This is a genomic window from Bradyrhizobium nivariense, assembly GCF_029846695.2.
GTDB lineage: Bacteria > Pseudomonadota > Alphaproteobacteria > Rhizobiales > Xanthobacteraceae > Bradyrhizobium.
In genome coordinates this window covers 1-12,425 of record NZ_JARWCR020000068.1, presented here as the reverse complement: position 1 = coordinate 12,425, position 12,425 = coordinate 1, and the positions used below count along the sequence as shown (strand labels likewise).

The window sequence follows — 12,425 nt, the reverse complement described above, 5'->3', positions numbered from 1 at the left end:
GGGGGCGAATCCCGCCGCCAGGCGGCCCTTGGCCGATAACCATACGCGAGATTGTGGACGGTCGTCGCACCGGTCATGGAGACGATATTCTCCGAGACGATCAGCTAGATCTGCTTCTGCTGGCGGCCAAGGTCGCGGCCGATGGCGGCTGCACGGCCTGGTCGGAGAGGTATCGAGCATGGCGATTCCTCCAATTTTCAAAGGCCGACGGCGAGTTCGCGGGCGGCAATGTCGAGAAGGGTGCGAAGTTGGGGCGTGAAAGAGCGCCAGACCGTCAGGTGGAAGCGGTCCTCGGCCTCGCGGGTCAGCACCACCTGAACGGTGTCGAAAATCGTGCGGCAGCCGGAGCCGACCGCGAGCTTCGCGATCTCGCGCGGGCAGCCGGTGTTGAGCAGGTCGCGGACGGCAGGGCCGGCGAGCGCGACGGTGATCTCGCGGTCGGAAACTTCGACGGCGCTGAGCGGCAACCGCGCCGTTAGCTCGGCGAGGGGCGCGGTGAGCGCGGCGGCCTCTGCCTCGGGCGCCTCGAGGAGCCACTCGTCGGGACCGAGGCACAGGGCGGTGCGGGCGCCGGCAACTGCGCGGGTGCCGACACTCGCCGAGAGCTCGAGGCCGAGGCTGGCGCCGGTGGCGGCCGGGTCGGCGGTGCGCAGCGAGATCCGGGTGGTCGGCGGCAGCTCGGTGATCGTCACTGGGACGAACGAGGCGGTCATTACGTTCATGGCGTTTCCTCTCGGGCGCTGAGGCGTGCGCCTTCGGGATCGTAGAAGACCGTGCTCTTGACCACGCGGGCCGTCAGCGTCCGGTCCGGCATCGGGATGTGCAGCGTCTGCCCGTCGCGGGCGCGGCCGTCCGCGATGAGCGCCATGGCGATCGACCGGCCGAGCGCCTCGCTCCAGTAGGAGGACGTCACATGGCCGAGCATGGTCATCGGCTTCGGCTGGTTCGGGTCGGCGACGATCTGGGCGCCCTCCTGCAGCACGATACTAGGGTCGTCGGTCAGTAAGCCGACGAGCTGCTTGCGGCCCGTCGCCACCATGTCGGGGCGTACGAGCGAGCGCTTGCCAACGAAGTCGGGCTTGGCCTTGCCGATCGCCCAGGTGAGGCTGGCATCGTCCGGGGTCAGCGTGCCGTCGGTGTCCTGGCCGATGATGATGTAGCCTTTTTCGGCCCGCAGCACGTGCATGGTCTCGGTGCCATAGGGCGTGATGCCGTAGGACTGGCCGGCCTGCCATAGCTTCTCCCAGAGGACTCGGCCGTGGCGGGCGGGAACGTTGACCTCGAAGCCGAGCTCGCCGGTGAAGGAGATGCGGAACAGCCGCGCCGGGAAGCCGGCGACGGTGCAGGTCGCGACCGACATGTGCGGGAAAGCGGCTTCGGAGATGTCGAGGTCCTCGACGAAGGGCTGGAGCAGCTTGCGCGCGTTTGGGCCCTGCAGGGCGATGACGGCCCATTGTTCGGTGGTGGAGGTGAGCCAGACCTTGAGGTCTGGCCATTCGGTCTGGAGGTAGTCCTCCATCGTGTTGAGGACGCGGGCGGCGCCGCCGGTGGTCGTGGTGATGTGGAAGCGGTCCTGCGCCAGGCGGCCGATGACGCCGTCGTCGCGGATGAAGCCGTCCTCGCCGAGCAGCAGGCCGTAGCGGCAGCGCCCGACCCCGAGCTTCGCCCAGGGGTTGGTATACATCCGCTCCATGAAGGTGACGGCGTCCGGCCCGACGACCTCGATCTTGCCGAGCGTCGAGGCGTCGAAGATGCCGATGGAGGCGCGCACCGCGCGACACTCGCGGGCGACGGCGGCGTGCATGTCTTCGCCCACCTTCGGAAAGTACCAGGCGCGGCGCCAGAGGGCGACGGGCTCGAAGGCAGCGCCCTGCGCTTCGGCCCATGGGTCGATCGGCGTCTTGCGCGTGACCTCGAAGGTGGCGTCCTGGTGGTAGCCGGCGAAGATGCCGAAGGTGGTCGGCGTGTAAGGCGGGCGGAAGGTTGTGAGGCCGACCTGCGGCGGCTCCTTGCCCAGCGCATCGGCGGCGATCAACAGGCCGTTGATGTTCGACATCTTGCCCTGGTCCGTTGCCATGCCGTTGGTGGTGTAGCGCTTGACGTGCTCGATCGAACGCATGCCCTCGCGGACCGCGAGGCGGATGTCCTTGGCGGTGACGTCGTTCTGGAAATCGATGAACGCCTTGGCGCTTCCCGGGTCGCGGTCAGTCGCCAGCTCCGTGAGCGTGACGCCCGAGCCGGTGCGGTCGGTGTTTACGGCGTAGCTCTGTGCCGCCGCGTCCCGGCCGGCGGCACGGGCGGCCTCGGTCCCCGCAGCGGCGCCGTCGTCGAGGACGGCGGCGATGCCCCAAAGGCCTCGGCAGGCGCCGGCCATGTGGACAGCCTCGGTCTTCTCGCCCGGCAGGAAGGCCTGAAGCCCGCCGTCCCAGGTCAGGCTGCCCTTGGTGTGGCTGAAGAGATGCAGGCTGGGGGTCCAGCCGCCGCACATCAGGACCGCGTCGCAGGCGACCGTGCGGGCGGCGCCGGCCTCGCCGTTCTCGATCCGGTTGACGCGCAGCGACTTCACTCGCAGGCGTCCCGAGGTTCCGGTAACAGTATGGCCGAGCAGGGTCTCGATGCCGAGGGCGCGAGCACGAGCCGCAAGGGACGGGTCGACACTCGCACGGATATCGGCGATCGCGGTGGGCTTGGCGCCGGCCTCCGCGAGGTCGAAGGCCGCGAACCAGGCCGAGTCATGAGTGGTGATGATGGCCGGGCGGTCGCCGACCCTGACGCCGTAGCGGTGAAGATAAGTCTGCGCGGCGCTGGCCAGCATCACGCCGGGGCGATCATTGCCGTCGAAGACGAGGGGTTTCTCCAGCGCTCCTTGCGCGAGGACCACTTCGCGCGCCCGAACACGCCAGAGGCGTTCGCGAGGTGCGCCTTCGGGCGGGGTGGCGAGGTGGTCGGTCAGGCGCTGCGCGAGGCCGATGAAGTTCTGGTGGTAGTAACCGATCGCCGTCGTCCTCGGCATGACGGTGACATTCGGGAGCGCAGCCAGCTCGGCGAGGACCGCGGCGAGCCAATCCCAAGCAGGTTTGCCGTCGATCGTCACCGATGGCTCGGAGAGAAGACTGCCTCCGGGCTCGGCGGTCTCGTCGACGAGGATGACGGAGGCGCCGGACCGGCCGGCGGCGAGCGCCGCGGCAAGGCCAGCAGGGCCTGCGCCGATCACGAGCGCGTCGGTGTGGGCGAAGCGGCTGGCATAGCGATCGGCGTCGGGCTCGGTGGGAGAGACACCAAGGCCCGCGGCTTTGCGGATGATGGGCTCGTAGACGCGGTCCCAGAAGGCGCGGGGCCACATGAAGGTCTTGTAGTAGAAGCCGGCGGAGAAGAGCGAGCCCAGGCGGTCGTTGACCGCTCCGAGGTCGAAGGCGAGGCTCGGCCAGCGGTTCTGGCTGGTCACCTCGAGACCATCGCGGAGCTCCTGGATCGTCGCGCGGGTGTTCGGCTCGAAGCGGCCGCGGCCGCGGCTTGTGCCCATGAGCGCGTTCGGCTCGTCGGAGCCGGCAGACACCACGCCGCGGGGGCGGTGGTACTTGAAGGACCGGCCCATCAGGTGGACGCCGTTGGCGAGCAGCGCCGAGGCGAGGGTGTCGCCGGCTAACCCCTGATAGCTCCTGCCGTCGAAGGTGAAGCGGACGGGCTTGCGGTGATCGACGCGGCCGCGGCCGGGAAGGCGGTGGCTGGTCATTCGGCGCCTCCCGTCAGGCCGGAGATGTCGGGGCGGGCCTCACCCGCCTTGTAAGTGTGAAGGAAGCGGTCAGAGACGGTCTCTCGCGCCGCGTTGAAGAAGCGGGCGCAGCCGTTGACGTGGCGCCAGCGCTCGAAATGAACACCGCGCGGGTTCGAGCGGATGAAGAGGAAGTCGCGCCATTCCTCGTCGCTGAGCTTCGACGGGTCCTGCGGTCGGGCGATATGGGCCTCGCCGGCATAGGCGAACTCGAGCTCGGGCAGGTCCTGCTCGCAATAGGGGCAACGGATCAGCAGCATGGCGGGTCCTCAGAGCATCGGACCGAAAAGTGGAATCCACTTTTCGGAAGAATCCGATGGAAAATCAAAAATCTAGTGCGCGACGGCGGCAGCGGCCGCCTCGTCGATCAGCCGGCCGGTGGTGAAACGCTCGAGCGTGAACGGGGCATTGATCGGGTGCGGCTGATCGCGGGCGATGGTATGGGCGAAGACATGCGCCGAGCCCGGCGTCGCCTTGAAGCCGCCGGTGCCCCAGCCGCAGTTGACATAGAGGCCCGGGACCGGCGTCAATCCGATAATCGGCGAGCGGTCGGGCGTCACGTCGACGATGCCGCCCCACTTCCGCAGCATCCGCATGCGCCGGAAGATCGGGAAGATCTCGCAGATCGCCGCCAGCGTGTGCTCGATCAGAGGCAGGCCGCCGCGCTGGGAGTAGCTCACATACTGGTCGGTGCCGGAGCCGATGACGAGCTCACCCTTGTCGGACTGGCTGATATAGGCATGCACCGAGTTCGACATGACGACGCAGGGTAAGATCGGCTTGATCGGCTCGGAGACGAGCGCCTGCAGCGGATAGGATTCGAGCGGCAGGCGCACGCCGGCGGTCTCCATCACGACCGAGGTATGGCCGGCGGCGGAGACCGCGACCTTCTTTGCGCCGATGAAGCCCTTCGGCGTCTCGACGCCGACCACCCGCCCGTCCGGGCCGCGGCGGATCGCCGTGACCGGGCAGTTCTGGATGATGTCGACGCCGCGCGCGGCTGCGCCGCGGGCATAGCCCCAGGCGACGGCGTCGTGCCTGGCGGTGCCGGCTCGCCGCTGCAAGGCCGCGCCGACGACCGGATAGCGTGCCGAGGGCGAGATATCGAGCGGCGGGCAGAAGAGCTTCGCCTCCTTCGCCGTCAGCCATTGATTGTCGACGCCGTTCAGGCGGTTGGAGTGGATATGGCGCTGGAAGGATTGAACGTCATGGACGTGGTGCGCGAGCATCATCACGCCTCGCTTGGAATACATGACGTTGTAATTCAGGTCCTGGGAGAGCGTCTCCCAGAGATCGAGCGCGTGATCATAGAGGCGCGCGCTCTCGTCGTAGAGATAGTTCGAGCGGATGATCGTGGTGTTGCGGCCGGTATTGCCGCCGCCAAGCCAGCCCTTGTCGATCACCGCGACATTGATGATCCCGTGCTCCTTCGCCAGGTAATAGGCCGCGCCGAGGCCGTGCCCGCCGGCGCCGACGATGATCACGTCATAGGCGGCTTTCGGCTGAGCGTCCGGCCACTGGGGCGTCCAGTTCTTCTGGCCGCCCAGCGCGCCCTTGATGACCTGAGCAAAAGAGAAGTGTGTCATGCCGACCTTCCGAATTCTCCCTGAACTACATAACGGGATGGCGCGAATTCGGGCTGTATAAACCCGTCAGATGTGTTGGATGCTGGCGGCATGGAGGGCGAATGGCGGCACTGACGGTCGGATTCATCCTAACTTGCCGGTTCACGCTCTGAGACTTTGCGAACTTCGTTACAAGGCGACCGGTTACCGGCTCATTCCCTGCGCCTGGCGCATCTTGTCGCCAACGATGCAGGCCATCGCCTCGAGCTGCGGCATCGTCGTCCAGCCGGAGGAACGACTGGGCGACCGGGCGCGATCCGACCATCTCGTGGTCGCTGGCGGCCTGGTTGGTGAGATCGAGAATCTGCATCCCAACACGGTGAGCTTCCTGAGGCGTGCGGCGGCGGTCGGGGTCTGTACCGGTACCTTCATCCTGTACCGGGCCGGATTGATGCAGGGCTATCGCGCCTGCGGGAGCTGGTTCCACCATATCGCTCGATGAGAGCGAGGCAATGAAGTGCGCCTGGATCTGGGGGTCTGCTGTGCCGCGCGCGATTGTGCTCTGTAGGGCTCGCACGACCGCCGGCGCAGCGGCGGTGCAGAGGGCGGCCCCATCGGCAGCGCGAGTTCCTGGCCCTGCCAGCTCATACAGAAATCCGATTCGCAGCATCGATCGTGCATCACTCCTTCCAGCGGTCGGCATTAGCCACTAGGCTGCATATACGCCCGTTGTTGCTCGACACATCTGCGTAGCGCCCTTTGCGATTGACAAAATGACGTAGATTGACAAAATGTCAACTCTCGCCGCCAAGCTATGATGAGCGACGATCAATTTGGCGCAGAGGGGCGCGCAATGGAGAATTTATGCAAACGCTCCTATTGGCAGGAATGGCTCTGGCGGCCGGAGCTCGTTGAGCAACAGATTGAGGCGCGCGGTATCAACGGTGTTGGCCACGCTCATGCGGCACCTCCGGTCTCGGCGGTACCAATGAGGCATTCGTAGGTGGCAAGCGGCGCGAACTGCACCACGACGTTCGGCAGGTGGACGGGGGCAGGAGCGAAGTGAGCGCGCAGCCGGTTGAGTTCGGGAAGTCGGCCGGCGTCAAGGTCGGCCGTGAGCTGATCGGCGAGCTCGGCCTCGCAGCCGCGCTCATGAGCGAGCGCGAGGAGATCGACCATGATCCGGCAGGCCTTCTTGTCCGGTAAGCGCTCGCGCAATCGGTCGAAGGTTCGCCGATAGCCCTCGCGCGGGAACAGCCTGTCCCGATAGACCAGATTGAGAAGCGCCATTGGCTTGCGCCGCAGGGAATGGATCACGTGCCGATAATCGACGACCTGGTCGTACTTGCCGTTGGGATGCGGCCGCCCGCGCGGCAAGGTCAGGAGATGCGTGCCACCGACGAACACGTCGAGGTGATCGTCGTAGAGTTGTGCCCGCAGCCGGTGACCGATCAGGCGCGATGGGACCGTGTAGAACACCTTGCGCAGGGTGAAGCCGCCCGAAGACGTCACGCGGACGATCACCTCTTCGTAGTCGGAGGTGCGGAGATCGGGCAGCTCCTGCAATACCACGCGCTCGCTATCGATCCGCTTGGCGTTGCGGGCATTGCGGCGGCTGACGATCTCATCGATGAAGCCGCGATAGGTGGCAAGATCGTCGAAGTCGACAGTTCCGCGCAGCAGCAAGGCGTCCGCGATTGCTCGCTTAAGATGACCGTGGGGCCCTTCGATCGAGCCATTCTCGTGGGCCACGGCTCGATTGTTGCGGGAAGGCCGCATGCCGTAATGGGCACAAAGGGCCTCGTATCGCTGCGTCAGATCATCCCGTGCATCGCGATCGAGATTGCAGAATGCGGCCGACAGGCTGTCGGTCCGATGCTCCCGCGGCGCCCCACCGAGCGACCAGAGGGCATTCTGCAGGCCTTCGGCCAGGGCAACGAAGCTCTCGCCGCCAAGCACGACATGAGCGTGCTCGAAGCCGCAATAGGCCAAACGGAAGTGATAGAGACGATGATCCAGCGGTGCGCCCGCGATCGTAACACCCAACTCGCCCATGTCTGTGAAGTCGGAGAGGCCGAGCTGGCCAGGCTCATGGATCTGGCGGAAGATGACCTCCTGCTCCTCGCCATGGATCGCCCGCCAGGCACGGATACGACGTTCCAGGGTACGACGGATACCGGTGCCGAGATCAGGATGACGTCGGAGCATCTCCTCGAAGACCGCGACCGGGCGTAAGCCAGGTGCCGACTTCAGGATCGGGACGATCTCGGTCTCGAACACCTCGCTCAACGGGTCCGGTCGTCGCCGGCCGCGGGGAGCCTTCTTTTGCGACGGAAGTCGGGGATCTCTCTCGATCCGATAAGCGGTCGCCGCACTGAATGATGCCTTGGCCGCCGCCACTGGCGGGCTGTCGGTCTGACGGTTCTTCATGTAGAGCCTCATTTGGTGATCTGTGATGTGTCGGCCGGGCAAGCGAGTGATTCCTCTTGGCGGAAGAACCACTTGCATAACCTGCCGGCCGCGATCACCAGTCGGCGCGGTCCCTAGCGGATCGCGCCGACGCCGGGCTCGTAACTCCGGTCGGGCTACGCCCTCCCTTCGTCACGAGCCCGGCGAAACTCTCTCACCTTGATTGACGCGCTCTTCCATCCTGATCGCCGCGCGACGTTCGAGCCGTCGGACAGCCAAGCCACCGCTACAAGGAACCTCACCGGGCAATGCCCGGCCATGTCTTCACGGGTAGATGATCATCAACGAAACATTCGACGGCAACCCAGGTGCCGCCATACCGGGATTGAAACAGGGGCACCGCCAACCTCGTCATCAGTATCGGCACGCCCGCTCGGTAGCCCAACTGAGCTGATTCCACGAAAGTGTGCGCCGTCACGCCCGGCAGTCACTCCTGTCATGGCGGAGCGCAGGTCCTCGCTCGCGGCGACTGATACCTGTATCGCTTTCGCGCGCATGCGGCCGCACCATCGTCACGTCCACCACCTCATTCGCGCCCGGGCCGCCGCGCTTGTTGTGATGGGCACGGCGCCCATAGCGCCACCTGACGGCCATTCGCGCCGAACGGCCGCCCCGATCGACCAAAGTCGAGCGGTCTTGCTCCACGCCATCGCGGAAGTAAACCCCGCGTGCGTGGTGGTACAAAGGCGGTGGTCGCCGTACTTGGCCACGCGAAGCCGAGCTGCCGGTGCGCCCAGCCTTGACCGGCGCGGCTTTCACCGGCATTCCACTGTTGACAAAATGACATATTTTGACAAACAGTCAAATCAAGCTTAACGAGGAGCAGTTTGAAATGAACGGTGCGGAAAGCCTGGTCAGAACCTTAGTGAACGGCGGAGTTGAGGTCTGCTTCGCTAACCCAGGCACATCCGAGATGCATTTCGTAGCCGCTCTCGACCGGGTCGAGGGCATGCGCTGCGTCCTCGGCCTCTTCGAGGGCGTAGTGACGGGAGCGGCGGATGGCTACTTTCGCATGAAGGGCACCCCGGCCTCAACCCTGCTGCACCTTGGCCCCGGCTTGGCCAATGGGCTCGCCAATCTTCACAACGCTAAGAAGGCTCATTCCGGCGTCATTAACATCGTTGGTCAGCATGCGACTCATCACATCGCACATAACGCACCGCTAACATCGGATATCGAAGGCCTGGCACGGCCGATGTCAGACTGGGTCCGAACCTCACCGAGCGCCAGGTCGGTCGCGGCGGATGGGGCTGCGGCTATCGCCGCCGCCAGAGGCGCGCCACCGCAGATAGCGACCCTGATCCTGCCGGCCGATACGGCTTGGAACGAGGCTGAGGGCTCGGCTAAGGTACCCGAGGACAAGCCGCGCAGCTTCGATCCCCAAGCCGTCGAAGCGGCCGCACGCATCCTCCACCGGGAGGGGAGCTCCACTCTCCTGCTCGTCGCTGGCAGCTCGCTCGGCGAACGGGGGCTGGCGCTCGCGGAGCGTATTGCCGGCAAGAGCGGCTGTGCAGTGTTGGGGGAGACCTGTCACCAACGGATGGCGCGCGGCCGCAACCGCTTTTACGTTGGCAGGGTTCCATACGCGGTCGACCATGCGATCGAAACCTTGAAGGATTTCAAGCACATCATCCTGGTAGAGTCCAACAATCCCGTCGCGTTCTTCGCCTATCCGAACAAGCCGAGCTATCTCAAAGCCGAGGACTGCGAGGTGCATCGCTTGACCAACTGGGGCGAGCAATCCGTTGAGGCTCTCGAAGCTCTCGCATTGGCCATCGGGGCGACCCCCAAGGACGTCAAGTTGCAGCGGCTTGACGAGTTGGTCAAACCTACCGGCCCCTTAACGCTGGCAGCCATCGCTCAGGCCATCGCGTGTGCGATCCCGGAAAACGCCATCGTTGCAGATGAGTCGATCACCACCGGTCGGGGCTTCTTCCCTCCGACGGCGGCCGCCCCTCCGCATGACTGGCTGCAAGACATGGGTGGGGCAATCGGCTATTCGACCCCGGTCGCTACTGGTGCCGCGGTGGCCTGTCCTAATCGGAAGGTCTTTTGCATGGTCGGCGACGGCAGCGCGATGTACACGTTTCAGTCGCTATGGACGCAAGCGCGCGAGGGGCTCGACGTCGTTACGATCGTGTTCGCCAACAGGAATTATAATATCTTGCGTGGTGAATTCGACAACGTAGGCGCCGGTGAGCCTGGCAAGCGTGCCCGCGATATGCTTGGCATCGACCGACCCACAATCGATTTCGTGGCGCTCGCGAAAGGTTTGGGTGTGCCCGGTTGCGCGGTTCAAACAGCGGACGAATTCAACAAAGCCCTCGCGGAAGCTGTGCAATCGTCTGGACCTTGCCTGATCGAAGTCCTGATTTAGGGCATCGCCGATGCTCCGGTCGGCACCTCTGTTTTCATCACGTAGGCCCTCGACCGCCAGTGTCCCTAAGGAATGAGCGATGGCCTTCGGAAAGCCAAGCTCACAAGAACCGCCGGGTATCTAATCGCAGTCGGATCGTGGTTCCGCTGGGATGGCCAACAATGGGGGGAGCTTCGCTGGACCCCGCCTGAAGCGAGTACGACATCAGACGCATGAATCCGGGGGACCGATTGTGATATTCACAGGCTAAGACGTCTGAACGGCGAAGATCGCGGCGCGATCGGCTCGGGGGTGAGCGCTCGACGAGGGATCAAGTAGTTGAACGATCCTTATCGACATGAGATCGTGACGGCGAAGTGAAGGCACAAACGAATATTCGACTGGGCAGAATGATATAGTATAGGCTTGGGTTGTGACGCTAAAGCGGGCACTTCTGCAAGTATCTCCGGTTTGCGCTTTCTTAGATTCCCGCCACTGAACTCTTGGCTCTGACGAGTTTCACTGACGTCTTCAGTCACGGGGCACCGTTAAGCCGCACCTGGAGGAGATCGATATTCCCCCGGCTGTACATCTGGCGTTTGACTAGCTTGAGCCGAGTGGGATTCGGCCTGACGTTGACCAGGTCCAGAGGGTCGCTACTCCCACAGCGGCTTCGTCCGGGCGGACGCCCTTCGCAAGGAAGCGACCATGCATTGGAGGCGCGATCGCGCCATAGTCGGCGACGACCGCACACCGTTCTCGATCGCCGCGATCGTGACAGTTTCAGCCTTCGCGAGATCTCTCGCGACCGGTGGTCATCGACCGGGCGATGGTCCGGGCCGACGGGACTCGCGCCAGGCTGCTCTCATCCGCCCTTTTGGCAGGTCGGCGTCGCGCCTATTCCGAGATCACCTTCAGGCCGCAGTGCGTTGCGGCTAGGAGACGCGCCCGACGACTAGGCGCGTGTTCATCGAAAGCCATTCGCCTTCATCGTGCGCCACAGAGCGGCTGCGTTTCTCGCTCCCGCGTCCCATTGTTGAGCATCTGGTTTGTCATATGGTCATCCCTTCCGAAATTGACACGGCTCGTTTCTCACGCCGCGACGCAGTGCGCTTGTTGAAGTCTAAGCTGCTGAGTCAGCACCCACGCTTCAGCCATTCTTGCTTGACCATCAGGTCGCGTAGTCTGGGCTTATGCGGTCGAGCCGACGCTTGAGCGCCGCCCACGGCCGCTGGCCCTTGGTGCTGGGACTACGATTGGACTGCGTTGCCGTATGAGTGGCGACTTCGCTGGATGGTAGAGCGATCTTTTGTCCGCCCTGCGTTGCTGCGAGCTGGATGCGGCAAGATTGCTCCATATAGTACATGTTAAAGAAGGCTTCAGCGATGGTACGCCCGACTGTAAGCAAACCGTGGTGCTTCAGGATCATTACGTCGTTGCCGCCGAGATCGCGTACCAGCCGTTCGCGCTCGTCGAGATCGAGCGCGATGCCCTCATAGCCGTGATACGCAACGCCGTCGTAGAAGCCCATTGAAATTTGATTCAACGGTAATAGACCCTGCTCCTGCGCAGCCACTGCCATGCCCGCCACAGTATGCGTGTGCATGACACATTGGGCATCTTCCCGATTCATGTGCACAGCGGAATGGATTGTGAAGCCTGCGCTGTTGATCTTGGACTCTTTGTGCTCCTCAATCGCGTGCCCCTCGGTGTCAACGACGACGAGGCTAGACGCCGTGATCTCGTCGAACATCAGTCCGTAGGGATTGAGGAGAAAACGGTGCTCCTTGCCGGGAAGTCTTGCGGAAAGGTGAGTATAGATTAGGTCGTCCATACCGAAATGTGCGATCAAACGGTACGCTGCGGCCAGATCGCAGCGGATCTCCCATTCCTGGACATCAATATTACGCACTCGCTTTTCTCCTCTTATCAGGCCAAGACCGAGCAAAAACCGACGATCGTGCTATGTGGACCCGAGCCTTGGCGCTTTGGCTCATCGCGGAAACAACCTTTTCGGCACACGAGCATCAGCTCAATCTGGCGTATGTCCGCGTTCGTTTCGAGCGACACAATAGAGATCGCATTCGGCCGGCAGCCCATCTTCTCGATCTTGTCTCCGCGCGACATAGCTGCAAGGTAAGCGCTAATTTCTCCGCACCTTTTGCTTTTGAGTGCCCTGATGCATGAGGTGTCCACCAAAATAGGTGGACACCTTGTGATGAGCGACGATGATCAGAAACTGCGGGTCAGGCTTGTCGGCCGG

8 protein-coding genes are annotated in these 12,425 nt (G+C 64.0%); 2 read left to right on the top strand and 6 right to left on the bottom strand.

Going from position 1 to position 12,425, the window contains the following annotated elements; genetic code table 11:
• Window positions 1-197 precede the first annotated feature (197 nt).
• The 4 genes from QCM77_RS36200 to QCM77_RS36185 all read right to left on the bottom strand — a co-directional run bounded on the left by QCM77_RS36200 (window position 198) and on the right by QCM77_RS36185 (window position 5,358).
• Window positions 198-722: a sarcosine oxidase subunit gamma gene (locus QCM77_RS36200; protein WP_280096158.1), complete on the bottom strand. Its 525-nt coding sequence runs from the start codon at window positions 720-722 to the stop codon at window positions 198-200.
• Complete coding sequence (locus QCM77_RS36195; protein WP_280096157.1) at window positions 719-3,733, bottom strand: sarcosine oxidase subunit alpha; 3,015 nt, start codon at window positions 3,731-3,733, stop codon at window positions 719-721. The genes QCM77_RS36200 and QCM77_RS36195 overlap by 4 nt, the downstream gene beginning before the upstream one ends.
• Window positions 3,730-4,032, bottom strand: a complete 303-nt coding sequence (locus QCM77_RS36190; RefSeq protein WP_280096156.1) for a sarcosine oxidase subunit delta — start codon at window positions 4,030-4,032, stop codon at window positions 3,730-3,732. The genes QCM77_RS36195 and QCM77_RS36190 overlap by 4 nt, the downstream gene beginning before the upstream one ends.
• Before the next feature lie 72 nt (window positions 4,033-4,104).
• Window positions 4,105-5,358 (bottom strand): sarcosine oxidase subunit beta family protein, encoded by a 1,254-nt coding sequence (locus tag QCM77_RS36185; RefSeq protein ID WP_280096155.1) that lies wholly within the window; start codon window positions 5,356-5,358, stop codon window positions 4,105-4,107.
• Window positions 5,359-5,491: 133 nt separating this feature from the next.
• On the opposite strand from QCM77_RS36185, the gene QCM77_RS36180 reads away from it, so the two are divergent.
• Entirely contained in the window at window positions 5,492-5,839 is a 348-nt protein-coding gene (locus tag QCM77_RS36180; RefSeq protein WP_280096154.1) for a helix-turn-helix domain-containing protein, read from the top strand.
• A 455-nt stretch (window positions 5,840-6,294) separates the two neighbouring features.
• Here QCM77_RS36180 and istA read toward each other — a convergent pair whose 3' ends face one another.
• Window positions 6,295-7,809 carry an IS21 family transposase gene (gene istA / locus QCM77_RS36175; RefSeq protein WP_462804375.1) on the bottom strand — a complete coding sequence of 505 codons (1,515 nt, stop codon included), beginning with the start codon at window positions 7,807-7,809 and terminating at the stop codon, window positions 6,295-6,297.
• Between the two features lie 829 nt (window positions 7,810-8,638).
• Between istA and QCM77_RS36170 the strand changes: the two genes are divergently transcribed.
• Complete coding sequence (locus QCM77_RS36170; protein ID WP_280096152.1) at window positions 8,639-10,183, top strand: acetolactate synthase large subunit; 1,545 nt, start codon at window positions 8,639-8,641, stop codon at window positions 10,181-10,183.
• Window positions 10,184-11,333: 1,150 nt separating this feature from the next.
• Here the strand turns inward: QCM77_RS36170 and QCM77_RS36165 are convergent.
• Complete coding sequence (locus QCM77_RS36165; protein WP_280096151.1) at window positions 11,334-12,074, bottom strand: class II aldolase/adducin family protein; 741 nt, start codon at window positions 12,072-12,074, stop codon at window positions 11,334-11,336.
• Between the last annotated feature and the right edge of the window lie 351 nt (window positions 12,075-12,425).

What these genes read in the sequence shown, in the direction of transcription:
- QCM77_RS36200 (WP_280096158.1), bottom strand. Translation starts at nt 722, where the DNA reads ATGAACGTAATGACCGCCTCGTTCGTCCCAGTGACGATCACCGAGCTG.
- QCM77_RS36195 (WP_280096157.1), bottom strand. Translation starts at nt 3,733, where the DNA reads ATGACCAGCCACCGCCTTCCCGGCCGCGGCCGCGTCGATCACCGCAAG.
- QCM77_RS36190 (WP_280096156.1), bottom strand. Translation starts at nt 4,032, where the DNA reads ATGCTGCTGATCCGTTGCCCCTATTGCGAGCAGGACCTGCCCGAGCTC.
- QCM77_RS36185 (WP_280096155.1), bottom strand. Translation starts at nt 5,358, where the DNA reads ATGACACACTTCTCTTTTGCTCAGGTCATCAAGGGCGCGCTGGGCGGC.
- QCM77_RS36170 (WP_280096152.1), top strand. Translation starts at nt 8,639, where the DNA reads ATGAACGGTGCGGAAAGCCTGGTCAGAACCTTAGTGAACGGCGGAGTT.